The 26,469-nt window shown below is 36.0% G+C and carries 32 protein-coding genes and 1 other annotated feature; of the genes, 29 read left to right on the top strand and 3 right to left on the bottom strand.

Going from position 1 to position 26,469, the window contains the following annotated elements; translation table 11 throughout:
* Nucleotides 1-13: 13 nt before the first annotated feature.
* The 3 genes from H3U49_RS08770 to H3U49_RS08760 are packed head-to-tail and all read left to right on the top strand — an operon-like array spanning nucleotide 14 to nucleotide 2,037.
* Nucleotides 14-841, top strand: a complete 828-nt coding sequence (locus H3U49_RS08770) for a hypothetical protein (RefSeq protein ID WP_198181031.1) — start codon at nucleotides 14-16, stop codon at nucleotides 839-841.
* A 2-nt stretch (nucleotides 842-843) separates the two neighbouring features.
* Entirely contained in the window at nucleotides 844-1,428 is a 585-nt protein-coding gene (locus H3U49_RS08765; protein ID WP_198181030.1) for a hypothetical protein, read from the top strand.
* A gap of 9 nt (nucleotides 1,429-1,437) precedes the next feature.
* A complete protein-coding gene (locus tag H3U49_RS08760; protein ID WP_198181029.1) occupies nucleotides 1,438-2,037 on the top strand; it encodes an ATP-binding cassette domain-containing protein in 600 nt (199 codons plus the stop codon).
* Nucleotides 2,038-2,135: 98 nt separating this feature from the next.
* Here H3U49_RS08760 and pepC read toward each other — a convergent pair whose 3' ends face one another.
* Together pepC and H3U49_RS08750 are read right to left on the bottom strand one after the other, a co-directional pair.
* Complete coding sequence (pepC, locus tag H3U49_RS08755; protein WP_198181028.1) at nucleotides 2,136-3,482, bottom strand: aminopeptidase C; 1,347 nt, start codon at nucleotides 3,480-3,482, stop codon at nucleotides 2,136-2,138.
* 128 nt (nucleotides 3,483-3,610) lie between these two features.
* Nucleotides 3,611-3,925, bottom strand: coding sequence for a hypothetical protein (locus H3U49_RS08750; protein ID WP_198181027.1), 315 nt, complete (start codon nucleotides 3,923-3,925; stop codon nucleotides 3,611-3,613).
* A gap of 108 nt (nucleotides 3,926-4,033) precedes the next feature.
* Here H3U49_RS08750 and H3U49_RS08745 point away from each other — a divergent pair, with 108 nt between their 5' ends.
* The 21 genes from H3U49_RS08745 to rplL all read left to right on the top strand — a co-directional run bounded on the left by H3U49_RS08745 (nucleotide 4,034) and on the right by rplL (nucleotide 20,138).
* Nucleotides 4,034-4,585 (top strand): dUTP diphosphatase, encoded by a 552-nt coding sequence (locus tag H3U49_RS08745; RefSeq protein ID WP_109586566.1) that lies wholly within the window; start codon nucleotides 4,034-4,036, stop codon nucleotides 4,583-4,585.
* On the top strand, nucleotides 4,586-5,962 hold the full coding sequence (gene radA, locus H3U49_RS08740; protein ID WP_198181026.1) for a DNA repair protein RadA: 1,377 nt from the start codon (nucleotides 4,586-4,588) through the stop codon (nucleotides 5,960-5,962).
* Nucleotides 5,963-6,035: 73 nt separating this feature from the next.
* Nucleotides 6,036-7,535, top strand: a complete 1,500-nt coding sequence (gene gltX, locus H3U49_RS08735) for a glutamate--tRNA ligase (protein ID WP_198181025.1) — start codon at nucleotides 6,036-6,038, stop codon at nucleotides 7,533-7,535.
* Nucleotides 7,536-7,711: 176 nt separating this feature from the next.
* Nucleotides 7,712-9,136, top strand: a complete 1,425-nt coding sequence (gene cysS, locus H3U49_RS08730; RefSeq protein WP_198181024.1) for a cysteine--tRNA ligase — start codon at nucleotides 7,712-7,714, stop codon at nucleotides 9,134-9,136.
* 10 nt (nucleotides 9,137-9,146) lie between these two features.
* Entirely contained in the window at nucleotides 9,147-9,572 is a 426-nt protein-coding gene (locus tag H3U49_RS08725) for a Mini-ribonuclease 3 (RefSeq protein WP_232347689.1), read from the top strand.
* Nucleotides 9,559-10,314: a 23S rRNA (guanosine(2251)-2'-O)-methyltransferase RlmB gene (gene rlmB, locus H3U49_RS08720; protein ID WP_198181022.1), complete on the top strand. Its 756-nt coding sequence runs from the start codon at nucleotides 9,559-9,561 to the stop codon at nucleotides 10,312-10,314. Before H3U49_RS08725 ends, rlmB begins: the two co-directional genes overlap by 14 nt.
* Before the next feature lie 210 nt (nucleotides 10,315-10,524).
* Entirely contained in the window at nucleotides 10,525-11,100 is a 576-nt protein-coding gene (locus tag H3U49_RS08715) for a sigma-70 family RNA polymerase sigma factor (protein ID WP_198181021.1), read from the top strand.
* A gap of 71 nt (nucleotides 11,101-11,171) precedes the next feature.
* A complete protein-coding gene (locus H3U49_RS08710; RefSeq protein WP_034980340.1) occupies nucleotides 11,172-11,390 on the top strand; it encodes a hypothetical protein in 219 nt (72 codons plus the stop codon).
* A gap of 178 nt (nucleotides 11,391-11,568) precedes the next feature.
* Entirely contained in the window at nucleotides 11,569-11,718 is a 150-nt protein-coding gene (gene rpmG / locus H3U49_RS08705) for a 50S ribosomal protein L33 (RefSeq protein ID WP_081945356.1), read from the top strand.
* A gap of 3 nt (nucleotides 11,719-11,721) precedes the next feature.
* Nucleotides 11,722-11,892, top strand: coding sequence for a preprotein translocase subunit SecE (secE, locus tag H3U49_RS08700; protein ID WP_198181020.1), 171 nt, complete (start codon nucleotides 11,722-11,724; stop codon nucleotides 11,890-11,892).
* Nucleotides 11,893-11,994: 102 nt separating this feature from the next.
* Nucleotides 11,995-12,543, top strand: a complete 549-nt coding sequence (gene nusG / locus H3U49_RS08695; RefSeq protein WP_109586561.1) for a transcription termination/antitermination protein NusG — start codon at nucleotides 11,995-11,997, stop codon at nucleotides 12,541-12,543.
* A gap of 126 nt (nucleotides 12,544-12,669) precedes the next feature.
* A complete protein-coding gene (gene rplK / locus H3U49_RS08690; RefSeq protein ID WP_034980336.1) occupies nucleotides 12,670-13,095 on the top strand; it encodes a 50S ribosomal protein L11 in 426 nt (141 codons plus the stop codon).
* A 70-nt stretch (nucleotides 13,096-13,165) separates the two neighbouring features.
* A complete protein-coding gene (gene rplA, locus H3U49_RS08685) occupies nucleotides 13,166-13,858 on the top strand; it encodes a 50S ribosomal protein L1 (protein ID WP_198181019.1) in 693 nt (230 codons plus the stop codon).
* Nucleotides 13,859-13,997: 139 nt separating this feature from the next.
* A complete protein-coding gene (locus H3U49_RS08680) occupies nucleotides 13,998-14,864 on the top strand; it encodes a phosphate ABC transporter substrate-binding protein (protein ID WP_198181018.1) in 867 nt (288 codons plus the stop codon).
* A gap of 1 nt (nucleotide 14,865) precedes the next feature.
* Entirely contained in the window at nucleotides 14,866-15,858 is a 993-nt protein-coding gene (gene pstC, locus H3U49_RS08675; RefSeq protein WP_198181017.1) for a phosphate ABC transporter permease subunit PstC, read from the top strand.
* 7 nt (nucleotides 15,859-15,865) lie between these two features.
* The gene (gene pstA, locus H3U49_RS08670; RefSeq protein ID WP_198181016.1) at nucleotides 15,866-16,759 is read left to right on the top strand and encodes a phosphate ABC transporter permease PstA; all 894 of its coding nucleotides are present in this window, start codon (nucleotides 15,866-15,868) and stop codon (nucleotides 16,757-16,759) included.
* Between the two features lie 11 nt (nucleotides 16,760-16,770).
* Entirely contained in the window at nucleotides 16,771-17,571 is an 801-nt protein-coding gene (gene pstB, locus H3U49_RS08665) for a phosphate ABC transporter ATP-binding protein PstB (RefSeq protein ID WP_198181015.1), read from the top strand.
* A 15-nt stretch (nucleotides 17,572-17,586) separates the two neighbouring features.
* Nucleotides 17,587-18,342 (top strand): phosphate ABC transporter ATP-binding protein PstB, encoded by a 756-nt coding sequence (gene pstB / locus H3U49_RS08660; protein WP_198181014.1) that lies wholly within the window; start codon nucleotides 17,587-17,589, stop codon nucleotides 18,340-18,342.
* Nucleotides 18,343-18,356: 14 nt separating this feature from the next.
* A complete protein-coding gene (gene phoU / locus H3U49_RS08655; protein ID WP_198181013.1) occupies nucleotides 18,357-19,025 on the top strand; it encodes a phosphate signaling complex protein PhoU in 669 nt (222 codons plus the stop codon).
* 33 nt (nucleotides 19,026-19,058) lie between these two features.
* Nucleotides 19,059-19,183, top strand: a sequence feature (ribosomal protein L10 leader region).
* Between the two features lie 37 nt (nucleotides 19,184-19,220).
* Nucleotides 19,221-19,730 (top strand): 50S ribosomal protein L10, encoded by a 510-nt coding sequence (gene rplJ / locus H3U49_RS08650; RefSeq protein ID WP_198181012.1) that lies wholly within the window; start codon nucleotides 19,221-19,223, stop codon nucleotides 19,728-19,730.
* A gap of 42 nt (nucleotides 19,731-19,772) precedes the next feature.
* Entirely contained in the window at nucleotides 19,773-20,138 is a 366-nt protein-coding gene (gene rplL, locus H3U49_RS08645; RefSeq protein ID WP_045928398.1) for a 50S ribosomal protein L7/L12, read from the top strand.
* A gap of 117 nt (nucleotides 20,139-20,255) precedes the next feature.
* Here the strand turns inward: rplL and H3U49_RS08640 are convergent, their stop codons facing one another.
* Nucleotides 20,256-21,395 carry a C40 family peptidase gene (locus H3U49_RS08640; protein ID WP_198181011.1) on the bottom strand — a complete coding sequence of 380 codons (1,140 nt, stop codon included), beginning with the start codon at nucleotides 21,393-21,395 and terminating at the stop codon, nucleotides 20,256-20,258.
* Between the two features lie 127 nt (nucleotides 21,396-21,522).
* Between H3U49_RS08640 and H3U49_RS08635 the strand changes: the two genes are divergently transcribed.
* From H3U49_RS08635 to H3U49_RS08615, 5 genes are all read left to right on the top strand, one after another.
* Nucleotides 21,523-22,545: a serine hydrolase gene (locus tag H3U49_RS08635; RefSeq protein WP_198181010.1), complete on the top strand. Its 1,023-nt coding sequence runs from the start codon at nucleotides 21,523-21,525 to the stop codon at nucleotides 22,543-22,545.
* 31 nt (nucleotides 22,546-22,576) lie between these two features.
* Entirely contained in the window at nucleotides 22,577-23,146 is a 570-nt protein-coding gene (locus tag H3U49_RS08630) for a L,D-transpeptidase (protein ID WP_198181009.1), read from the top strand.
* Between the two features lie 11 nt (nucleotides 23,147-23,157).
* Nucleotides 23,158-24,105, top strand: a complete 948-nt coding sequence (locus H3U49_RS08625; protein WP_198181008.1) for an SLAP domain-containing protein — start codon at nucleotides 23,158-23,160, stop codon at nucleotides 24,103-24,105.
* A 132-nt stretch (nucleotides 24,106-24,237) separates the two neighbouring features.
* Nucleotides 24,238-25,257: a C39 family peptidase gene (locus tag H3U49_RS08620; RefSeq protein WP_198181007.1), complete on the top strand. Its 1,020-nt coding sequence runs from the start codon at nucleotides 24,238-24,240 to the stop codon at nucleotides 25,255-25,257.
* 75 nt (nucleotides 25,258-25,332) lie between these two features.
* Nucleotides 25,333-26,430, top strand: coding sequence for a C40 family peptidase (locus H3U49_RS08615; protein WP_198181006.1), 1,098 nt, complete (start codon nucleotides 25,333-25,335; stop codon nucleotides 26,428-26,430).
* Nucleotides 26,431-26,469 lie beyond the last annotated feature (39 nt).

Genomic DNA, 26,469 nt, shown 5'->3' with positions numbered 1-26,469 from the left:
GAGGATGGTGCAAATGCTAAGCCGAACCAAAAAGTTTGTTCTGATTACTTCAATTATTTATCTTCTTTTAATTACCTGGCAAATTGTATTGGCTGTTAAAGATGGGACCGAATTAATACCGTCAAATGGTAAAATAGTGGACATTTCTGTTATGCTTTTCTTTTCCATTCAGCCGAATGGCTGGAATGAAAATATCATAAATTTAGTTATGATGTTAGCATTCGTTCCCACTTTTGGAGCTGGTCTCATAATCTATTTTAAAAATAATAATATGTTCGGCGCTGTTCAACAAAGAGTCGGCTATCATAAATTTCTGAAAATCGGGGTCATTAACTCCTTTATTGTTGGATTTTTATTTTCATTAATAACAAATCTCTACCAGTTAGCATTGATTAGAATATTTTATTATCCATTTTTCTTTAAAATTAGACCCAGGAAATTATATATTGGCGCCAGACCAGGATATTTTTCTACTAACCAACTAACCGATTTATGTTCGTATGTTACTTTAGCTGCTGTTGGTTGGGGTATTTTTGCTATTTTAATTTTCAGCATTGGTCTTTTTGTTTCAAAAAATGGTATTTATTTAGTTTTAGGTCCGTGTGTGGGCTTAGGGTTGACTTTATTGTCAATTTTAATATCCATGGGCAATAAAATTTTGCTTTTCGTCTCGTATACTTGGTTTCCATTTGCTGTACTTGCACCAGGTCAGTTTGCGTTAGGTTCGCGTTTGCCACCGATTAATTCATATTTGCTTTTTATGACGGTGGCACTGCTTTATTTGTTATTTGCTGCTTGCCTAATTCAACTTTGGCAGAAGAAAAAAAGAAGGCTGGGCTGATTATGCGTTTAAAACGAATACAGCGCAGACTTGTTTTAACCGGTTTTCTCATATTTTTTATAGGGCTAACAGGGGGCATTATTCTGATAAAAACAGGTTCACCAGAAACTATGGAATTGCCAAATGAATACCTTAATTTTCACTTGGTATCGTTGTATTTGCAACCAGCGGTCTTTTTGTTACTTTATAAACAGATACTTACTTTTCGCAACATCAATGTGTTTATAACGGTGAGAAAAAAGAGCAGGTGGATGATGTTTCACTTAATAGTACTGGCTGCAATTTATTGCTTATTATTTGTATTAGGATTATTTGTACCCTATTTTTTAACTGGTTACCCTTTATTTAAATTTGGCAGCCCTATTTTGGGCACTGAACTCATAATACTGCATGTGCTTGTTTTTTTACTTCTACTTTGGTTGCTAGTCGGAGGCTACAACTGGCACAGGCCATATTTATTATTGTTAATAGTCATAATTATAGATTTAATTTACCATTACTATATAGAGAAAAATATTTTGATTAGTTATAGTCCTTTGTATGACGAATTATATAGGTCTATTCATGAAATTTATGGTGGCTTTTAAGGAGAAATAATGTTAGAGCTTAAGCAAATAAAAAAATCTTTCGGTCAGAAGCTGGTTTTAAAAGACGTATCTTTGCTGGCTAAGCCAGGTGAGCTGATTCATATCTCTGGTATTAATGGTTCTGGAAAGTCCACCATTTTTAAAATTATTACCGGTTTATTAGAGGCAGACAGTGGTGAAATTAGGCTGGGTGAAAATGATGTTGTAGGGGCATTAATTGAAAATCCTGATTTTTTAGAATATGAATCGGCAATGTCCAATCTTCATTTTCTGGCTAATCTTAATAAACGGTTTAATGAAAAAGAAGTCAGAGGATTACTAAGATATTTTATGCTTGATCCAGATGATCCAGAACCAATAGCTAAGTACTCTGTTGGCATGAGACAAAAGGTTGGTATTATTCAAGCTGTGATGGAAAACCAAAATATCATTTTGCTGGATGAACCAACTCGTGGAATTGATCAGGAGAGTATTAGCTTATTTGTGGCCATGTTGAAAAAATTAAAACAGCAAAATAAAATCGTGGTAGTTGCCAGCCATGATCAAATTAATGAGCTTCATTATGATCGTCGATTCATATTGCATCATGGAATACTGCAAGACGAATAAAATAGTTTTAAATATTTGTTCAAACTAATAAAAACAGCATTGGGAAAATTTCCCAATGCTGTTTTATAATTAAACTAATTTTATATTAACTAATAATCTTATTTAAAAGCTAACGCACCCATTGGATCCCATGGTAATAATTGAATTGGGTCTTTAGCACCTTCATCAAAAGCTTTCTTTAAGTCATCAGACAAGAATTTCTTGTTGATAACTGCTTGGTAAACAAAACTGTCAAACCAGGAATCGCTCATGACAAAGTAACCTTTAAAGCCAGGCTTTTCTCCCCAAGAGTTTTCAATCTTCCATTTAGTAGGCTTGTCATCAACTAAATCAACGCCAGTGATAACCATAGCGTGATCCATCATACTTTCACTGGAATCAAGCATATCTGCTTTTGACATTGAAAAGTCAACGTCAAATAGCTCATCGCGCTTGTAAATATCTGTATCTAGCAAACCAAGTTGTCTTTCTGAATCTTTACCAACATTTGAACCAAACCAAACAACTTCACCAGCTTTAAGTTGTTTAATAATCAGGTCTTTCATTTCAGAAATTTTGACGTTAAGATGGCGAACTTGCCGACCGCCAACAACGTTACCTAAATATTCAACTGAAAATACTTTATGGTATGGCTTATCATCTGTAGGTGAATTAATGATTGAAACGTGATCTTCCAAATTCATGCCTACGAATTTATCAAAGAACTCTTTAGGCGTAATTCCTGCTTCACGGTGATAGTTACCATCATCATCTTTATATTCAAAGTCAAATTTCTTTGGCGGAATTCCTAATGAAATAGCCAAAATGCGGAAGACTTCGTTTAAAAAGTCATTCTTGCGTTGCTCAACTTCATCTTCTGACTTGCCAGCGTTGACTAAATTGCGTAATTCTAAGCCATCTTTACGCAAAAGGGTATTTAAAGTATCATTTAAAGCACTTGAATTATTGGAATTAGCGGTTTCTGGATAAACTGACTTAGGTACGATTCCGTATTTCTCTACTAGTCCACAAAGCATGTCCCATTGACCACCGTCTTGTTGCGGTGTAGCAAACAAGAAGCTAACTTTACGGTCACCGAGTGGTTTCTTGGCTGAAGCAATCACATTTTCAAAGAAAAAGTTTGATTTTTCAAATTTATCCCAGAAATTAGTGTAATTTTGTGATAATTCAAAATCCTTAATCTTATATTCCTTTTGGATTGGGTGACGCATAGTATTTAATGCAGAGAACATCCAGCAACGACCTGACTGCTTTTGATCAGCTGGCTTGCCAGTATTGATTTCTACTGAAAAGGTTGGTGTTAAGTCAATCTTAGATTGCAGGTTTTGACTAGCCTTATAGATGCCATTTTCTTGGGCAGCATGACTGGCAATATTAATACCAGCATGATTTGATAGATCTTTTGTGAAATCATCAATGGCTGCACTTGTAATTTCTTTTGTCATATAAAATTGATCCTCCTTAAACAAATTAATACTATTTTAGCTTATCTTGTTAAAGTAGTCTATCTCTGAAAATTTAATTATTGTTAAAAAAGTATTTGTTTTTACTTTACTTATTTAATCTTTCAATACTAGATAGAGCCGTTTTTTGGACTTGGTTGATGATACCAAATTGATTCAAAATCTGGATGATCATTAAAGTAATTAATAACTAAAGGATCAAGCGGCCAAACTCGCAGATGAGATTTTTGAGCAATAAACATTACTATTTTCATTTGATCATGTAAAATCTTTTTGCTATCCATTTTGGGATTGATAAAGAAGTGATTCATAATCCAAACTGTAGCATCTTTACGCTCAATTTTATCCATTGTCCAGCTATAAACCATTTCCCCATTATCATCGTCTTCGCGAAAAAATTGGTGGGGATCATCTATATTAAACATTTATTCTCCCTTCAAAAGTAAAAATTTTACGTACCTAATTATATAAGATTTCAGATAATATCTGCAATTTAATGTAAAATAGTGTTTAAAAGTTTTAAAGGAGATAACATGGAAAAGATTCGGGGCTTTGAAATTGTATCTAAATATAAAAATAAAAATGTTACTTTACCAAGAAGACAAACGATTGCCAGTGCAGGCTATGACTTAGCTGCAGCAAAAGATGTATTAATTCCCAGTATTTGGCGGCTTAATTTTGTCCGTATTTTTAGGTTGATCCGTAATGGTCACCAACTATACGAACAAGATTATGAAATGGCTGAACATGTACTTAAACCGTTCTTGATTCCCACAGGAGTGAAAGCATATATGCCTGAGGACGAGGTATTATTGCTGGCAAATCGTTCATCAAATACTTTTAAAAGAAACCTTGCACTTCCAAATGGGGTCGGTGTCATTGATTCCGATTATTATAATAATGATGCTAATGAAGGCGAAATCTTTGTTCAATTAATTAACTATGGCGTAAGACCTATCCAGATTCATCAAGGTGACCGAATCGGTCAGGGAATTTTTGTTCATTATTTAAAAACTGATAATGATGTGCCTATTGACAGACAAAGAATAAATGGCTTTGGTTCCACAAATAAGAAGGGAAGCTAAATGGCAAAACTAAAAACAAAATATAAATGTCGTTCTTGTGGTTATATTTCCGCTAGTTATTTAGGGCGCTGTCCCAATTGCGGTGCTTGGAATCAATTTGAAAAAGAAACTGAAGCAGTGCAAAGCCGTTCAACTAAGGGCAGTCCCAGCAGGCTAATTAAGAAAACTGGAATTAGTGAACCGGTCAAATTAGGAAATGTTAAGGCAGAAAAAGAAGAACGTATACAAACCAGTATGGAAGAACTTAACAGAGTTTTAGGCGGAGGGATCGTTCCCGGTTCTTTAGTCTTGATCGGTGGCGATCCTGGCATTGGCAAGTCAACTTTAATGTTGCAAATTATGAGCGAACTTGCAAATCAATATAAAGTGCTGTATGTTTCGGGGGAAGAATCAGCTAATCAGATTAAACTCCGGGCTGACCGTTTAGGACTGCCAGCTAATGATATGATGCTTTATCCTGAAACAGACATGGAAGACATCCGTCAGCAAATTTCCGAGCTAGAGCCCGATTTTGTTGTCATTGACTCAATTCAGACAATGAATGAACCAAGCTTAGACTCAATGACGGGATCAGCTTCACAGGTAAGAGAAGTTACTAGTGAACTAATGAAGATTGCCAAAATGGATGCTATTACCGTTTTTGTTATTGGCCATGTTACAAAAGAAGGCGCGATTGCCGGTCCCAAAATACTAGAGCACATGGTAGATACTGTTCTTTATTTTGAGGGTTATGAACATCATGCCTACCGTATTTTACATTCAGTGAAAAACAGGTTTGGTGCTGCCAATGAAATCGGCATGTTCGAAATGGTTAACAAAGGTTTAAAAGAAGTTACTAATCCTTCAGCCGTATTCTTAGATGAACGGTTGCCCAAATCTACCGGTTCGGCGATAGTAGTATCGCTTGAAGGAACAAGGCCAATTTTGGCGGAAATTCAAGCTTTAGTGACACCGACTGCTTTTGGTTATGCCAAAAGAACCACTTCGGGGATTGACTACAATAGAGCTGGACTATTGCTAGCTGTCTTGGAAAAAAGAGGCAACTTGATGTTGCAAAATCAAGACGTTTATCTAACTGCCACTGGGGGAATTCGCTTGAACGAACCGGCAGTTGACTTAGCTGTCGTCATGGCTATTGCATCCAGTTATAAAAATCAGGAAATTTTTCCAACTGACTGTTTTGTTGGTGAAGTTGGTTTAACCGGTGAGGTTCGACGTGTTAATCAAATAGATGCACGGATTAAAGAAGCTGCTAAAACCGGTTTTAAGCGTATTTTTATTCCGAAGCACAATATGCGTGCAAGTCTAAAGAACGCTGGCATTGAAGTTATTCCCGTTTCAAGTATTCCGCAAGCCTTAAAACTAGTTTTAGGCTGATGAACATTGAACTTTTTTGCTATTACGGGTAAACTTAAATTGTTTATATTTACTTTTGAAAGAGGCATAAATTTTGGTTAAACAAAAAATTCGGGTAAGGTATGCCCCAAGTCCAACAGGGCACCTACACATTGGAAATGCACGAACTGCGCTATTTAATTATTTATTTGCGCGTCATAATAAAGGAACTTTTGTCTTAAGAATTGAGGATACTGACCAGAAGCGTAATGTTGCAGGCGGTTCAGAGTCGCAAATGGAAAACTTACACTGGCTTGGTATTGATTGGGATGAAGGACCTGACAAGGGTGGCGATTATGGTCCATATCGCCAGTCTGAAAGAAAAGACATCTATAATAAATATATTAAGCAGCTGGTTGACGAGGGTAAAGCTTATTACTCTTATAAAACTGAGGAAGAATTAGAAGAGCAGCGTGAAGAACAACGGGCAATGGGCATTGCACCTCACTACACGTATGAATATGAGGGAATGACGGCAGATGAGATTGCTGAAAAGCAAGAGCAGGCAAAGGCCAAGGGCTTAAAACCGGTTGTTCGTATTCATATTCCTGAAATGGAAACATATTCTTGGGATGATATTGTCAAGGGGCATCTTAGTTTTGAGTCTGATACCATCGGTGGTGATTTTGTCATTCAAAAGCGCGATGGCATGCCTACTTACAACTTTGCAGTGGTAATTGATGATCACCTGATGAAAATTACTCACGTTTTGCGTGGAGATGATCACGTTTCAAACACGCCTAAACAGCTTGCAGTTTATGAAGCATTAGGTTGGGAGCCACCAAAATTTGGTCACATGACTTTAATTATTAATGCGGAGACCGGTAAAAAACTTTCAAAACGTGATGAATCTGTTTTACAATTCATTGAGCAATACAGAGACCTAGGTTATCTGCCTGATGCAATGTTTAACTTCATTACATTATTAGGTTGGTCTCCGGTAGGTGAAAGCGAAATTTTCAGCCAACGTGAGTTAATTAAACAATTTGATCCGGCAAGATTATCTAATTCTCCTGCTGCTTTTGATCAGAAAAAGTTGGAGTGGATTAACAACCAGTATATTAAAAAGGCTGATCGTGATACGCTTTTAGATTTAGCACTTAACAACTTGCAAGAAGCAGGCTTGGTTGAAAAAGATCCTAATCCAGAAAAAATGGAGTGGGTCAGACAATTAGTTAACATCTATTCTGTTCAAATGTCATATACCAGGCAAATTGTTGACTTGGCAAAAATTTTCTTTAATGCTCCTAAAAACTTGAGTGAAAAAGAAATTGCAGAAATTCGCAAAGATGAGGCTAGACCAGTAATTGAGGAATTTAAACAGCAAATTGATTTGATTCCACGGTTTACTGCTCCCCAAATAATGAATGCTGTGCAAGCAACTCGTAAGGCAACAGGAATTAAAGGTAGACGCTTGTTCATGCCGATTAGAATTGCTACTACCAGGTCAATGGTAGGACCAGGAATCGGTGAAGCTATGGAGCTTTTAGGCAAAAAGCGTGTGTTAGAGCATTTAGATTTAACTCTCAAGCAAATGAGTGAAAACGGCTTATAGTTATCAAAACAGCGTATTATTCTATTATTGGATGGGAGTAATACGCTGTTTTAACTTGCGGTTGAACAAACTCAGATTATAGTAAAAAAACAAGATAGCAAACTTTTCGTTGAAAAAATTGATTAAGGTTTCTGGTAAAATTAAGATATAGAATTTAGAAAGGTCAGTTAGCCACAGTGAAAATTTATAACACTTTAACTAATACTAAAGAGGAGTTTAAGCCTATAACCCCAGGTCAGGTAACAATGTATGTTTGTGGACCAACGGTATATAATTATATTCACATTGGTAATGCCAGGAGCGTTATTGCCTTTGACACCATTAGGCGCTATCTAGAATTTCGCGATTTTAGGGTAAATTTTGTGTCTAATTTTACTGACGTAGACGATAAAATGATTGCTGAAGCTAAAGCTGAAAATGTCACTGTGCCTGAATTAGCTGAGCGCTACATTAAAGCATATCGTGAAGATATTGCAGCTTTAAATGTTGAACCTGCAACACTTAATCCGCGGGCAACTCACGAAATCACAGCGATTATTAAATTTAACCAAAAATTGATTGCCAAGGGCTATGCTTACGAGTCAGATGGCGATGTATATTTTCATACCAGAAAATTTAAGCATTATGGCGCCCTTAGTAGCCAAAATATTGCAGAACTTGAAGAGGGTGCTTCTGAGCATATTAATGAAGAAGAACAAAAACGTAAAGAAGATCCAATAGATTTTGCCTTATGGAAAAAGCAAAAGGAACCTGATGAAATAGCTTGGGCGTCTCCTTGGGGCAAGGGCCGTCCCGGTTGGCATATTGAATGTTCAGTTATGGCTACAAAATATTTAGGCGAAACAATTGATATTCATGGTGGTGGTCAAGATTTGGAATTTCCTCATCATGAAAATGAAATTGCTCAAAGTGAAGCAGCAACAGGCAAACCGTTTGTTCACTATTGGATGCATAATGGCTTTGTTACAGTTGGAGCAGATGCAGAAAAAATGTCCAAGTCATTGCATAATTTTGTAACTGTACATGATTTGTTGCAAAAAATTGATCCACAAGTCTTGCGCTTCTTTATGGCCAGTGTTCAGTACAGAAGGCAAATTAATTATTCGACTGATAATTTAAAACAAGCGCAAATTATTTTGCAGAGGTTTAAAAATACTCTTAACAATCTTAAATATCGACTTAAGGATGGATCAACGAGCCAAAAGTCAGAAACTTTAGTCAATAAAATTCAAGACACTCAGCACAAATTTATTAATGCCATGGATGATGATTTTAATGTTCAGAATGCTTTAACTGCCATTTACGATTTATTACCAGAAATAAATGCTAATATTAATGCTAAAAATGCAGATAAAGATGCCCTTGACCATTCTGCAGAATTATTGACGAAATGGTTAGCTATTTTTGGAATAGATGTTCAAAAATTAGTTAATGCTAATAATAAAAGCGACGACAAAAAGGTCCAAGAGCTCATTAAAAAGCGCGAGCAAGCGCGTCAAAACAAGGACTGGGCACAAAGCGATGCGTTGCGGGATGAACTTAAGCAAATGGGCATTACAGTTGAAGATACTCCACAAGGAACAAGGTGGCTACGTGAATAAAACTCTAAAAATGACAGAAAGTGATGTTAATCCGGATACTCTAAATGGGCAAACATTAGCTTATCTAGGTGATGCTGTTTATGAAATTTTTATTAGGCGACATTTAATTAAATGCGGTATTGTTAAACCCCAAGTCTTGCAAAGAAGAGCTACTCATTATGTGTCGGCCAAAGCGCAGGCAGCATTAATCACTAAGCTTCAGGAAGAAAATTTGCTTACTGAAGATGAAGTAGCAACTTTTCACCGCGGTCGCAATTCGAAAACCTATACTAAAGCAAAAAACACCAGTTTGGCTACTTATCAGTTATCTACAGGTTTTGAAGCTGTTTGGGGTTACTTAGAACTGTTAAACAAAAAAGATCGTATAGAGCAGCTGACCGAATGGTGTATTAAAACTATTGAAAATGGGGGCATAGAGGAATATGACTTCAAATGACAAAGATTTTGTTTTTGGCAGGCATGCGGGACTGGATTATTTAAAAACTCAAGATGCCGATCATATCAACAAAATATTTTTACAGCAGGGCATTAAAGAAAATTTTGCGAATCAGGTATTTACCTTAGCTAAGCAGAAGGGGTTAATTGTCCAAACGGTACCCAAAAACAAATTAGACAAATTGGTTCAAGGTGGAAATCATCAAGGATTAGTTTTAACGGTAGCTAGTTTTGAATATGCCGATCTGGATCAACTGCTAGATCAATTTGACCACAGCAATCACGAACCGTTTTTACTGATGCTTGATTCAATTGAAGATCCTCATAATTTGGGCTCTATTTTGAGAACAGCAGATGCTACGGGAGTAGATGGCATTATCATTCCTAAAAGAAGAGCTAGCGGATTAACTTCTGTTGTAGCTAAAACTTCAACTGGAGCAATTGATTATGTGCCAGTAGCAAGGGTAAATAATCTGGTGCAAACTGCGAAGATATTGAAAAAACGTGGCTATTGGCTTTTTGGTACTGATATGACAGGTACAGATTATCGGCAGTGGAACAGTAATGGCAAAACTGTCTTGGTAATCGGCAATGAAGGTAAAGGAATTTCACGCCTTCTTAAAGAGCAGATGGATCAAATGCTGACTTTACCTATGGTGGGCCATGTGCAATCACTGAACGCTAGTGTTGCGACGGGTGTTTTGCTTTATCAGATGCTTAACAGCCGCAATCCTCTTAAATAGTTTTTCTTACACTCTGATTAATCAGAGTGTATTTTTGTTGCCAAATAAAATAATATTCTCTTTTTAATTTAATGCAGTTTTAACAAATTTAGTTTTTTGTTGCAGCCGAGCTAACAGTAAAAAATAGTTGCTGAGTTTGAACTTAGGTTCGATTTTTGGGCTTATTTAGTTACTGTATTCTTCAATAAAAATTTAAATAGGAGAAATCAAATGAAGAATACTGAAATAAATATTAAAAGTGAGGCGGAACTTATTAGGCAAATAAAAAATGGTGAGGATGAAGCTTTATTAAATTTATGTTTTCGATATAAGCCGTTGATTAACAAAGTGAAGGGCATGTATCATGTGCGCTATTATGACAATCAAGATTGGGAACAGGATGCAATGATTATTTGTCATGCTTCGGCGCAAAGTTTTGACTTAAATAAAGGAAAATTTGGCAGCTATTTTAAAACACGACTGATTAATCATGCGCGCTCACTTGTGAGATATGATAATGCCTACCGCAGGCAGGCGTTAAAACAATCAGTTTCGCTAGAAACAGCCAAGAAAAATAATTTATTACCATTAGATAAATCATTTGTTTCAATACCAGAAATTCCTTTAAGTGAAAATATTGCTATTTTAACTGGCAGGTTGTCTAGTTTAGAGACCAATGCATTGTTAATAGGACTGGGTGTAATAAAACAAAAAGATGTTATCGAGAAATTAAAAATTAGTAAAATAACTTTATCAAGAGCACGCTCACGTCTGGCGCAAAAAATGCGACAAACATTGCTCGATTAGTTTTTTATAGTTCTCTTATAAAAAGTGCGGTATAATTGTTATTGTAGAATAAATTTTAGGAGGTAGTTAAGATGGCAGATGAAGTTATGAAGACTGCATTGTTAGATCGTCACATGAAAGAAGTTTTTGACTGGAGTGACTCAGATCTTCCAGTTAGAGATGCCCTTTGGGATTATTTTATGGAAAAGAATGGCAGAGATACCATTAAGACGGAAGAAGCTATGCTTCCATTCCTGAAAGACTCTGACGATAAAATCGAATCCTTCGTTAATGAAAATCTTAAGAAGTAAATCCGACTAATACAATGTTCTACGCACTGTGGTCACGCATTTGTTTGGCCACTCTTAAGCAGCTGCTTGAAAGAGCAACTGCTTTTGTTATGTAATAAGTAAAATTTACAAGTAATTATTAAATTAATTGCTTAAGTTAGCCATTTTTGCTAAAATACAATAGTTTGGAAGTGAGATTATGGCAGTGAAAAAAGCATCATTAGCTTGCAGCATTTGCGGCTCTCGTAATTACTCAATCGCTGCAAGTAAGAATCGCACTCAGCGACTTGAATTAAAAAAATTTTGTAAGCATTGCGGTAAAATGACCTTACATAAAGAAACGAGGTAAATTATGGTTAAATTCTTTAAGAGTGTAGTTGAGGAAATGAAGTTGGTTACTTGGCCAACGGCAAAACAAAACCGGCACGACACTGCAATCGTAATTGTTTCCTCGATTTTGTTTGCGGCGTATTTAGGTTTACTCGATCTGCTATTTACTAATATTACACAAATAGTTATGTAATAGCACAGCTCTTTGATTTGTGGTACAATTACTTTAATTAGAAAAGTCCTCTGACGCAAGAGGCTTTTTTGTTTGCCAAAAATATAAGGAGAATACGTAATAATGGTAGAAACTACTAAAAAACAATGGTATGTGCTTCATACTTATTCCGGTTATGAAGACAAGGTTAAATCTGACTTGTTGTCGCGGGCACAGAGTATGGGGATGCAAGACTACATTTTTCGGGTAATGGTTCCTGAACAAGAAAAAATTGAAAAAGTTAATAATAAGAAAAAAGAAGTCGAAGAGAAGATTTTCCCCGGTTATGTTTTAGTTGAAATGGTAATGACGGATGAAAGTTGGTTTGTTGTGCGGAACACACCAAATGTAACAGGCTTTGTCGGTTCACATGGTGGTGGTTCTAAGCCTTCTCCACTTTTAGAAGACGAAGTCAACAGGCTTTTACGTCAACAAGGCGAACCAGCTAAAAGACCGCAAATTGACTTTGAAGTTGGTGAGACTGTTACGATCATTGATGGCGCTTTTAATGGCGTTGAAGGTAAAATTACTGAAATTCAACCAGATAAGTACAAATTATTTGTTTCCGTTGATATGTTCGGCCGTGCTACAACCACTGAGCTTGATTATGATCAAGTAAAGAAAATTAGCTAGTAATAAGTCAATTATTGCAAAACTACTAAATAGATGATAATATATTAAAGTACTTTTATTATTGTGGGAGGGAAAGTAGGTAACTTTTCCATTTTAACCACGCACGGAATCAAGGAGGTTTTGACCGTGGCAAAGAAAGTTATAAATGTTGTTAAATTACAAATACCAGCTGGTGCTGCAACACCCGCTCCTCCAGTTGGTCCAGCTTTAGGTCAAGCTGGTATTAACATTGTAGGTTTTACTAAGGACTTCAATGCTAGAACTGCTGACCAAAAGGGCATGATTATTCCTGTAGTCATCACAGTATACGAAGATCGTTCATTCGAATTCGTAACTAAGACTCCACCAGCTCCAGTGCTTTTGAAGCAAGCTGCTAAGATTGACAAGGCATCCGGTGAACCAAACACTAAGAAAGTTGGTAAGGTAACCAAGGATCAAGTTAAGGAAATTGCTGAAACTAAGATGAAGGACCTTAACGCTGCTGATGTCGAAGCTGCTATGCGGATGATCGAAGGTACTGCTAGAAGCATGGGTATCGAAGTCGAAGACTAATCCTGTTATTTATAACAATTTAGGTGGGAGAGCTTTAGCTCGCTTGACCACATATTAAGGAGGAAATCACATGCCAAAGCATGGTAAAAAATATTTAGAAGCTGCTAAAAAAGTAGATTCAAAGAAATTATATTCAGTTGCTGAAGCAATGAAGTTAGTTAAAGAAACTTCATACGCGGGCTTTGATGCTTCAGTTGAAGTTTCATACAACTTGAGCGTTGACCCTAAGCAAGCTGATCAACAAATTCGTGGTTCACTTGTTTTACCTAATGGTACTGGTAAGACACAAAAAGTGATTGTATTTGCTGAAGGTCCTCAAGCTGAACAAGCTAAGGCTGCTGGTGCTGATGAAGTTGGTTCTGACGACTTAGTTGAAAAAGTACAAAACGGTTACTTAGACTTTGATGTCGTTGTTGCTACACCAACAATGATGGCAAAAGTTGGTCGTTTAGGTCGTGTACTTGGACCAAAAGGTTTAATGCCCAACCCTAAGACTGGTACTGTTACAATGGATATTGAAAAAGCAGTTAAGAACGTTAAGGCTGGTCAAGTTGAATACCGTGTTGATCGTCAAGCGGCTATTCACGCTGCTATCGGTAAAGTTTCATTTACTAATGAACAATTAATTGAAAACTTTGATGCATTACGTGACGTTATTTTGCGTGCTCGTCCGTCTGCAGCTAAGGGGCAATACATTAAGAGTGTAGCAGTGGCTGCAACATTTGGACCTGGGATTAAGCTAGATCCGTTAAACTTGGATTAAAATTAAATAACTGATGAAAAACAACTTGTCTGTTTGGCAAAGTTGTTTTTTTATCTCTTAGCAAGTATTTATGATTGGTCAATAATGAAAGTTTTGATAAACTAGAGCTGAATTTATTTGTCTAATTGAGGGAATTACTATGAAAAAAAATAATTTAGGCAAACTGCTAATATTAATGCTTTGTTTGCCATTTATTTTAATGGGATGTAGCCAGAGTCGGGAAAAAATAACAATAGTTGGCTCAAGTGCTCTGCAGCCTTTAATAGAACAAGCAGGTAATGATTACCATTTAGCACATCTTAGCAGCAATATTGTTGTTCAAGGTGGTGGCTCCGGTACAGGACTAAGCCAAGTGCAAGCAGGGGCTGTTGAAGTTGGTACTTCTGATGTTTTTGCTGAAACGCAAAAAGGCATTGATGCTAAAAAGTTGGAGGATTATCCAGTTGCAGTTGTGGGAATTGTACCAATTGCTAATAAAGAGACTGGTGTTAAAAATTTATCCATTAAACAGCTTTCAGACATTTTCACTGGTAAAATCAAAAATTGGCGCCAAGTAGGTGGTAAAAATCAATCTATTATTGTGATCAATCGTTCTCGCGGCAGTGGTACCAGATCCACATTTGAAGATCTTATTTTAAAGGGAAAAGAGGCTGTTAATTCTCAGGAACAAGATTCAAATGGTACTGTAAAAAAGATTGTTAATTCAACACCGGGTACTATTTCTTACATATCTTTCCCGTATGCCAATGACCAAAATATTCAAAAGATTAGTATTAACCACATTCAACCTGATAATAAAAATATTCCAACGAATAAATGGCCTCTTTGGTCTTATGAGCACATGTATACGAAGGGCAAGCCCAATAGGGCAACAGCTGCGTTCATCAAATACGTATTAAGTAAAAAAGTGCAGAGAGATTTAGTTCCTAAAATTGGTTATTTAAGTATCCACGAAATGAAAGTTACGCGTGATAGTCAGAACAAAGTTACGAAGATAGGTAATTAAGATGGCAAAAAAAGAACAAGACTTACAACAAGTGGTTGAAGATGCACTTGCTGAGCAAAAAGTACCACATGTTAAGTTTAAGGGCATTGATCCAAGAAATATTGATGTTGACCGACTGACCAAGCCTTCAAAAGAAACCAGACAGGAACGATGGGGCAAGGGGCTAACTTTTTTGGCAATTATTCTAATTGGAGTATTGATAGTTGCTATCATTGGTTTTGTAGGAATGCATGGTTTAGCTACATTTATTGATAATAAAGTTAATGTATTTCATTTTCTCTTTTCAACTGATTGGAATCCCGGAGCGGGTAAAAACCATGTTGGTGCAGCTGCGATGATAGTTACATCTTTTGCTGTAACATTGCTGGCAGCGATCATTGCAACTCCATTTTCGATTGCAGTGGCTTTATTTATGACAGAATATGTGTCTGGCAAGAGAGTACAAATATTGCAATCCTTTATGGAACTCTTAGTAGGCATACCATCAGTAGTTTACGGCTTTATCGGCTTAATGGTAGTAGTTCCCGCAGTTAGAACCATTTTTGGCGGAACTGGATTTGGTATTTTGACTGCAACTTTAATTTTATTTGTAATGGTGCTGCCTACTATCACATCACTAACAGTAGATGCCTTTAAAGCAATTCCTAAAGAATTACGCAAATCTTCAGCTGCTTTAGGCGCAACAAAATGGCAGACAATTTATCATGTTGTCTTAAGAGCTGCACGTTCCCGCATTATGACAGCAATCATTTTTGGTATGGCGCGTGCTTTTGGTGAAGCACTGGCAGTTCAAATGGCAATTGGAAATGCAGTCTTAATGCCGTACAATCTTGTTAGTCCGGCAGCAACTTTAACTAGTCAGTTAACCAGTCAGATGGGCAATACGGTTATGGGAACTTTACCAAATAATGCATTGTGGTCTTTGGCGCTTTTACTCTTGATAATGTCTCTTGTGTTCAATTTCTTAGTTCATCTGATCGGAAAGAAGGGTTAGTGGTATTATGAATGCAAAAAAAACTAACCGAATTGCTGCTGGCGTGATTTATTTTCTCGTTGGCATAGTTATCTTATTGTTAATCGGAATAATTGGTAATATCTTGATAACGGGTGTGCCACATTTGTCATGGCATTTTCTGAGTTCCGAATCTTCTTCTTTTAAAGCAGGAGGTGGAATACGGGATCAGCTATTTAACTCGTTATATCTTTTATTATTGACTTTAATAATTTCCTTACCAATCGCTCTAGGTGCTGCTATTTATCTGGCAGAATATGCTCCAGATAATTGGTTTACTCAACTAATTAGAACTACAATTGAAATTTTAAGCTCCTTACCATCAATAGTTGTCGGACTTTTTGGTTATCTGCTGTTTGTGGTACAGTTTGGCTTGGGCTTTTCGATTTTAGCAGGAGCTTTGGCCTTAACTTTCTTTAATTTACCTACTTTAACCAGTAACATAGAAGAGGCTATTAAGGGTGTACCTCAAACTCAGCGTGAAGCAGGATGGGCTTTAGGCTTATCAAACTGGAAAACCATTAGGGGTATTGTTATACCGGCAGCGTTGCCCGGAATAATTACTGGCGTTATATTAAGTGCTGGCCGTGTATTTGGTGAAGCTGCTGCATTAATTTACACTGCAGGACAAAGTGGTTCTACGGTTGATTATTCTAATTGGAATATATTCAGTCCTACTAGTTTTTTAAATATTATGCGACCCGCTGAGACACTTGCCGTTCACATTTGGAAAGTTAATACTGAAGGTATTATTCCTGACGTTAATGTGGTTTCTGCTGGAACATCAGCTTTATTGGTAATTGTTGTCATCATCTTTAATTTTGGTGCCAGAGCACTAGGAAATTTGATATATAAACGGCTGACAGCCGCTAAAATAAAGTAAGGAAGCTTTTTATGGAAAATTGGCAAGATCAAAAAAGCTATATTAAAACTTTTACTGAAGATGAATGTGCAATTTCTACCAAAGATCTAAGTGTATTTTATGGTGGAACTGTACAAAAGCTTTTCAATGTTAGTTTAGGTTTTAAGAAAAATACTATTACTGCTTTGATAGGAGCTTCAGGTTCAGGCAAGTCAACTTTCTTGCGATCGCTTAATCGTATGAATGATCGGGTAGCGCGAGTTGATGGCAGCATTATGTTTCATAGTCTTGATGTTAATCAAAGTAAAATTAATGTTTATGAACTACGTAAGGCAATTGGTATGGTTTTTCAAAAACCTAATCCCTTTCCAAAATCGATTAGGGAAAACATTACTTATGCTTTGAAAGCAAATGGTCATCGCAATAAGAAAAAGCTTGATCAGATTGTTGAAGAAAGTCTTAAAGCTGCTGCCTTATGGGATGAGGTTAAAGATAAACTTGACCAGAGTGCTTTGGCACTTTCTGGTGGTCAGCAACAAAGACTCTGTATTGCTCGAGCGATCGCATTAAAGCCAGAAATTTTACTTCTGGATGAGCCTGCAAGTGCTCTTGATCCGGTTTCTACTGCAAAATTGGAAGACACTTTAAAGCAGCTGCGGAAGAAATATACTATGGTAATGGTGACTCACAATATGCAGCAAGCTTCAAGAATTAGTGAGTATACTGCGTTTTTCCATCTGGGACATGCGTTAGAATATGATACGACTACTAATATTTTCACTAATCCACAAGGTGAGATTACTGAAAAGTACATTCAAGGTAGTTTTGGATAAAAGGGGGCGGTAATAATGACAAATGTGATGGAAGCCAAAAACGTTAAATTAAAATACGGTAATTTTGAAGCTTTACACGGAATCAGTTTAGCATTTCCCGCTCAAAAGTTGACTGCTTTGATTGGACCTTCTGGCTGCGGCAAATCCACCTTTCTACGTTGTCTAAATCGCATGAATGATGATATTGATGGTATTAACATTACTGGTGAAATTTTATTAGAAGGAAAAGATATTTATCATTCTCATATTGATTTAGTAGGTTTGCGTAAAAAAGTGGGGATGGTATTTCAACAGCCCACACCTTTTCCGTTTTCAGTCTTTGATAACGTAGCTTATGGTTTGCGCATAGCTGGCGTTAAAGATAAAGAATTAATTAAGCAGCGAGTTGAAGAAAGCTTGAAGCAAGCTGCCATTTGGAGTGAAACTAAAGACAGTCTGCAGCGTAGCGCCCTTGCTTTTTCAGGTGGTCAGCAGCAGCGTATATGCATTGCACGTGCATTAGCTATCAGACCAGAAGTGGTTTTGCTAGATGAGCCCACATCTGCGCTTGATCCAATTTCCAGTGCGGAAATTGAGGAGACTTTAATGGCGTTAAAGCAAAAATATACTTTTATTATGGTGACACACAACTTGCAACAAGCGAGTCGGGTTTCTGATCAGGTAGCATTTTTAATGAATGGTGAATTGATTGAATCTGGTTCGACACAGGAAATGTTCTTAGCACCGCAAAAAGAAATAACAAATAATTATCTTAACGGCCGTTTTGGCTAATATGGAGGTGGATTATGCACGAAATATTTTTAGACGAATTGAAAAAATTGAACGCACAGTTTATGGAAATGGGAGTTTTAGTAAATGACCTGATCGATAAAGGTACACGTTCTTTCGTCGAACATGATAAAAAGGCAGCTCAACAAATGATTGCCGAGGACAAGGAAGTTGCAAAAGAAGCAGTTAAAATTGAAAAAAAGGCTTTGGAATTAATGGCATTGCAACAGCCGGTTGCAACAGATTTCCGCGTTGTTATTAGTATCTTAAAAGCTACAACGGACTTAGAAAGAATTGGCGAAAATGCCAATAGTATTGCCGTTGAGACTGTCAGAGTCAAAGGTAATCCACGTCTGCCAGAAGTTGAAAAAGTAATTTCCAACATGACTCATCAAGTACGTGAAATGTTGGTTCAAGTGCTCACTGCTTATGTTCAAGAAAATGAAAAAGATGCCAGAAAAATGGTACTTGGGCATGCTAAAGTTTTTAAGGACTATAAAAATGCCAGACAAATGATTATTGATGGAGTGGAGCAGGAACCTGATGCTGCTGTGGCCTCAGCTAGTTACTTTGTTATTATCAGGCTGCTTGAGAGAATTAGTGATCACATTGTAAATTTGGCTAGTTGGGTTATTTATAAAACTTCTGGTGAATTATTTGAGTTAATTAAACCTAAAAAGAAATAATTGACTTGCATTTAAAATATAATCCTGTTATATTTAATAAAGTAAATTCTACCTAAGACTCGGGTGGCATGACGCCTTAATATCCCGCCGAGGCCAGAAGATAATGAAGAGTTTATAACTCCATGTCTTTCTTGGCATGGAGTTTTTTTAAGGCCTTATGGAATTTATTAATAAATTTAATGGAGGTGAAATCGATTGAGTAAAGCTGCTATTGCTGAAAAAGAAAAGTTTGTTGACGCCCTTGCTGAAGAGCTAAAGTCTGCAAAAGCAATTTTGATAATTGATTACCTTGGTTTAACTGTTGAAGAAGTTACTAACATGCGTAAGGAACTTCGTGAAAACGATGTTAACATGAAGGTAGTTAAGAATACTTACTTAAGACGCGCTGCTGCTAAGGCTGGCATTGAAGGTCTTGATGACACTTTTGTTGGTCCAACAGCTGTAATCTATACTGATAACGCTGATGATATTACAGAACCAGCTCGTATTGTTTCAAAATACGAAGATGATTATGATGTTATCGACATTAAGGGTGGTATGTTAGAAGGTAAATTGACTTCTAAAGAAGAAATCAAGGAACTTGCTGCCATTCCTGGTCGCGAAGGCTTACTGTCAATGCTTGTTTCTGTATTACAAGCCCCAGTTCGCAATTTCGCATATGCTGTTAAGGCTGTTGCTGATTCAAAAGATGAATCTGCAGAGTAAATAAAATAATTTATATCTAAAATTTTGGAGGATAAAATAAGTATGGCTTTAGATACTGATAAGATTATTGAAGACTTAAAAGGTGCTTCAATTCTTGAATTAAATGACCTGGTAAAGGCTATTGAAGATGAATTTGGTGTTTCTGCTGCTGCTCCAGTTGCTGCTGCAGGTGCTGCTGGTGGCGAAGCTGCTGCTAAGTCAACATTTGATGTTGAATTGACAGAAGCTGGCCAAGAAAAAGTTAAGGTTATTAAGGCAGTTCGTGATATTACCGGACTTGGTCTTAAGGACTCAAAAGATCTTGTTGATGGCGCTCCTAAGAACGTTAAGGAAGGCGTTTCTGAGGATGAAGCTAACGACATTAAATCTAAGCTTGAAGATGTTGGTGCTACAGTTACATTGAAATAATTGCAGTCCAATCAGACAAGTTAAAAAAAGGCGTATTTGCAATTTGCAAATGCGCTTTTTTGCTTCTCACAAGTTTTTAACAAAAACTGGAATTTAACTCAACTGAGCCAAATATTTTTACATAATCCTTCTAACAATACCGTCAGGATAGTGAACTGATAAATACTTTGAATTGCGGGAGTTCCAGAAATTGTCTTGCAGACTGGAAACTCCAACTCCGCCATTGTCAGTATAAGGACTATCATGTAAAAATAGTCCTTTTCCCAAATACATTCCGACATGGGCTAAATGACCATCATCTTTGTCATCAAAGAAAATTAAATCTCCTCGCTTTTTGTTTTTATAATTAATGGGCTTGCCATTATAACATTGACTAAATGTGGTAGATCCTAGGCGGTGACCAGCTCTAGTAAAAAGATAATTCATAAAGCTAGAACAGTCAAAATGTCGTGATTTTTCGTCATATTTGGAATGACCAATCATTTTTTCACCGATTTTGATAATGCGTTCTAGCGACTTTTTGTTGCCTTCTAGAGCCTTTAAATTATATTCGATATTTTGGCCTAAAATCCAATAATTTTGGCCCCGATGTTTAAAACGATAATATACTGCATGCAAGTTGGTATGGGCAATCATATTGACATGAACCCATTTATTTTTCAAATGCAAATTTTTGCTAGTTCCTATTTTTCTGGCATCATTAGTGTGAGCAGGTAAGTTATACAATTTGGCATTTCTAACAATTTTCATTTTATAATTGATTTTATTTTTAGTTAATAGAAACTGATTGAAAGCTTTTTTATTTAACCATCCGTACTTTGTCTTAACAAAAGTCCCTTTGTTAGTTTTGGCTAATTTGCTGTAACTAATTTGTCTTTTATACCAATTTTTGGCTGAACGCTTTTTACTAGTTAATGTTTTACTAAAGCGATAATGGGTTTGGTAAATTTTACCACTACCTTTTTTCTTAGAATAGACAACCTTTGGCACTTTTTTGTGCTTTTTATTAGTGTTAATTGCTCCGTTTGAACCAGAGTTATTATCGTTCGTATTAGAATCTTCTATCTGGTTATTGTCAGAATTAGAATCATCACTAGTGTCAGACTTAGATTGAGTTTGCTCTTTTTGCTCATTGTTCTGCTGATCAACAATACTTGGTGTATTAGTAGTTGCAGCAGAAACTTTTTCATTGAAAATAAATTTGCTCGTAAGCGATAAGCTGATAGCTACTAAAAATAATTTGGATTTGTTTAACATTTTAGCTCCCATCAATTTTAGAAAAACTTAACTACATTCACTATTTTATAATATAATAAAAGTTATAGTTAAACAATTTCAAAAAACGTGTGTAATTTTATATTTTTAAACGTATAAGGAGGTATAGGTGAAAGTCAAAAATAAGTGTATTTATGGCTTTTTTTTGTTAATAGTAGCTTTTTTTGTAAGCGCTTCTGTAGTTCAGGCTGATGAAACTAGTGAAATTGTTAATAATAATTTAAACAATAGTGTTGGTCAAAAAACTAAAAATAAAAAACACAAAACTACAGTTTATAGTTATCATCAGGATAAAACTGTTGGACGGTATGCAAAGTATATTCATGCAAAAAGACCCAAAACTAAAGCAAAAGCATATATAGTTTTGGATCGTAAGACTGGGGAAGTACTTTTGGGAAAAAATACAAAGAAGCGCTATTTAACTGCATCTACTGGGAAACTAATGACGATTTATTTAGCCAGGCGCAAGCTTGCTCGTAATCCGCATGATTGGCAAAAAAAGCTCAAGTTTTCCAGTTCTTTAGTGAAAATGGCCAAGAATCCCAATCTTAACTGTTTTCATGTAAAGAAAGGCAAAAAGTATACTATTAAACAGATTATGTCTTCAGCCATAATCGATTCCGACAATAATTCTGCAATCAGATTAGGCCAATGGGTTGCTGGCTCAAATAGGAAATTCATCACAATGATGAATAAACAGGCAAAGCTATGGCATCTTTCATCTGATTTCGTGTCAGCTTCGGGACTTGAAAACAGTGATTTAGCACCTTATGGATATTATGTTAAAGGTACTTGGAGTTCAGGTAACTTATTGTCAGCAAGAGATTTAGCAATAATTGGTTATCATGTTGCTCATGATTATCCTAGTTTGATGAAATTTTTTGCCACACCTGAGATGTATGTGGCAGGCCAGAAATTACATAACTATAATGATACGTTACCTGGTCGTAAATATAACGTTAAATCCTTCAAAACCGATGGCATGAAAACAGGCTGGACACCGCGATCAGGCTATTGCTTTGTTGGTAGTTGTAACAAGGGCAACGGACGGATTGTAGTGGTACTGCATGACAAAGATGAGTTTTCAGATGCGAATAAATTAGTAAAATTTACGTATAAGCATCGTAGTTAGTCGACATATTAAAGAAGGTGAGTAATGGATAGTGAAAATAAAAAAGAATAAATTTGTAATAGTTAGCTTTTTAATTATTCTTGGCGGATTCATATTAGATTTTGGGCAAAAGAAAATCTTGGCAAAATCCGTTGGTGAAATTCCACAGGAATATATGCGTAAACCAATTAGTTATACTAAATCTTCTGAAATTAAGCCATATCCTCAAGGGATGAGCGCTAAAAAAGATAAGATAGTAGTTTCATTAAAAAAGCAACGCGCGTATTTGATCCGTGGTCGCAAAACCAGATACGAATTTTATGTTTCAACTGGAGCACATAACTCAACACCTAAGGGACATTTTCGTATTAATACTTATCGGGCACCGTGGTTTTATTCTGCCAGTGAGAAAATGGGTGCAAGATTTGCGGTAGGCTGGCTGCAAGGCGGCTTATATCTTTTTCATGAAAATCCGCGGAATATTCACCACAAATTAATTAAAAAGGTAGCTAACAAATTAGGTAAAAAGCCAACCTCTCATGGTTGTATTCATTTAAGCACAAGCGATGCAAAATGGTTCTATCAAAAAGCACCAACTGGGCTAAAAGTTATTATTAAATAAAGGAGAAAGCAATGAAAAAATTTAATTATCGTAAAACTGTAGCAGTACTATTAACATTTACAAGTATGGCAAGTGGCCTGTCTTTTAGTTCAACGACTACAGAAGCTAAGAAAGTTTCTAGCAGTGTGGTTTTGAAAGCCCCAGCTGTTAAAAGGGTAAAAGTCAAAAAAAGAACATATTACTATAATAAAAAAGGCAAAAAGTTAAAGAAAAAGATTTTGAAAAAGGGCAAGAAGCTAACGGTTGTTAAAAAAGCCAAAAAAATAAAAGGAAAAAAGTTTTATCTGGTAACTAAAAATAGATTTGTCCTGGTAAAAGATGTTGCAAATATTAAGTCAAAGGTTAAAAAGCCACAAAAACAGCCTGTAAATCAACCTACTCAATCTAATCCAGGCAATTCTACCAATCCTGTAGATACTAATACACCAGCAAGTTCAGCTAATACAGGCACAACACAACCTGCTCAAAATAATTCCTCAATTGCTGATTTTTCAATCAGTGAGTTTAGACAGGAATTCTTAAAAGAGTTGAATAATGAAAGAACAAAACGTGGGTTAAATACAGTAACAGAAGATTCTCGTTTAGATGAAGTTGTACAGGAAAGAAGCAAATTACTGCCTAATAATTTTGCTCATGTGGATGCGAATGGAAAATTTATCTTAAATGACTTCTTTGATAAGGCCGGAATTAGTCGTAACAGTACCTCTGAATGTCTAGCGATGTTTCCTTGGGGTTGGACAATGGATCATTCAAGTAACCAGCTTGTTGAGGCCCCACATGGTGGCACTAGTGCTTTAGTAGCCGATAACATGGTTTATGAGTATATTTATGATGACGCTGCATCCAATTGGGGTCACCGTGACATTCTGCTTAATCCTAAGGACAAGACAATTGGACTTGGTGCAGTAGTAGATAACAACAGCGATCAAATTTATTCATCGGTTGGAGTTACATATTAAGTAAAAAATGTAGACTCGTCAAAGGTTGCCTGATAACAATGAAATACGACAAGTGATTTAATTAATAATTTTAATATACATCACAAACTGAATATTTTTGCAATGTAACCTTTGTTATTAAAGGTAAATCTAATGAAAAAAAGATACATTTTGGGGTTGATATTAATTGTTTCTCTGTTTGAAATACAAATAGCCAATCCCGTAAAAGCGGACTCAAGCGATTTTTCTGAAGATACAACAATTAATGCTCAAAATAATACTACTGCTGAAAATGAAACTACTGATAAAAACAATAACAGTACTAGTGCAAATGATAATGAAACTGTAGATAGTAATAGTGACCAAAATAAGCAGAATACTGATAATAAAACGCCGAAAAAAGAGCAAAATAAACCGACTCCACAGGTAAAACCCAAAATTAAACAGGGTTGGATCAAAAGGGGAAAGAAAAAATATTTTTACAAAAATAATAGAAAAGTCAAAGGACTAGTAAAAATAAAAAAATATCATTATTTGTTTAATAAGCATGGTGTCTTGCTCAATGGGCTGAGAAAGACGCCCCATAAATCTACCTATAGTTACTACCAGCCTAGCGGCAAAAGAAGTGAAAAATCAGTGTCTACCAGAAAAGCCTATTATTGGATTAAAAAAGGAGTAGTCAGGGGCATAAAAAACTATGCTAAATGTATTTCTCAAAGACCAGAATTACCAACCGGGTGTGAAATGACAGCAGCTACAATGATGATTAATTTTGCTGGTAAAAAAGTGTCAAAATTAAAAATTGCTAATGAAACTCCTCGTAGCAGTAATCCCAACAAAGGTTTCATCGGTTCTCCTTACAAAGCTTATCCTGCAGGTTATTGGGTAGCACCCGGTGGGCTAAAGGGCGTTGTCAAAAAGTATCTGGGCAAGGCTAAAATTATGACTAGTTGTGGGTTAAGTGCAATTAAAAATAAATTGCTACACTCTCATTTAGTAGTTGTCTGGGTTAATGGTATGGATGGTTTTTCTAATCATGCACTCACTTTGATCGGCTATCATAATCAGCAGCTTTATTACAATGATCCGTGGACAGGGGCCAAAGCTCAAATTAATAGTGCAACTTTTACCAGCTACTGGAGTCGTGATGGGTACAGAGCGCTGAGCTATTAAAATGTTTTAACGCTCTAATAATAGTTTTATGATATTATTATTTTGTATCTTATTTTTTGAAAAAGAGGAAGGAATATGAAATATAAAAAGCAATTATTTTTGGGCATTGCTGCTATTACTCTAATTGCAAATATTGGAACTACTTCAGTTGTTAATGCTCAAACTAGTACATCACCAGAAACTGGTGAGTTACAAAATAATCAAAATAATCAGTTAACTAATAACTCCAATGAAACAAATAACGCTGACGATTCTAACCAATCTGGTAATACAGGTGATACTGAAAATTCGAATAAACCCACAGAAGAGCCTAAAGCTCCTGCAAAAATTAAAACCAAATTTAACAAATTGCATACGAAATTTAAATGGACAGCCGGCGATAAAATCACTGATCAGATAGCATTAAATAGCCATGAAAAAAGACCAGTCAGTTTGCAAAAATGGAATGGCAAAAAATATGTTAATGTTAAAAAGCTCTCAACAAATAAGGAGGGAAACTTTAAAATAACTTATCCTTCATCTTGGTATCATCATAAACATTCAACTTGGAGATTTTATGCTCCTAAAACAAAAGATGCCACAGCCGCAAAGAGTAATAAAATTACTATAAAAACTGTCAGGCGTTATCAAATTCCAAAAAGGTATCGTCAATTGCATATGAAGAGTTTACATCTCAAAGGTTTCTATACCAGTCCACTTGATAAAAGCTTAAGCTATGCTTCAAGCAGAAATGATTATGTTAATGCTTTTATTAAGCGCGGTTACCAATATAAAAATGCTGGTACAGCTTGGGTTGATTTTACGACTAGAAGACCAGGCACTTCTGTAGATTGTTCTGGTTTAGTAATGCAATGTATGTACGCAACAGGAATTGATCCTTCTCCTGCCAATCCGAAATGGCATGCTACTCATGAATGGGGCTGTCGTTCATTTGTTCAAAGTCCGACCTTGCAAACGGTTAGCCTTAATAAATTAAAGCGGGGAGATCTGATTTTTTATGGTCGACCAAAACCAACTTGTTATCACGTAGGGATTTATTTAGGCAATAATAAAGTCTTACATTCTTGGCCTAATGCTGGCGTAACAGTATGGAATGCCAATTTCCGCCCATACTATTATGCTAAACGTGTATTTCCAGTAACAAAAACTCAAAAGGTTCATCAAATGTCATAGAAAAAATTTAAGCTATTTTTTTCAGAATGCTTAAAATGA

The sequence above is a fragment of the Lactobacillus sp. W8174 genome (genome assembly GCF_016100975.1).
GTDB lineage: Bacteria > Bacillota > Bacilli > Lactobacillales > Lactobacillaceae > Lactobacillus > Lactobacillus juensis.
This window is presented reverse-complemented; position numbering and strand designations above follow the sequence as displayed.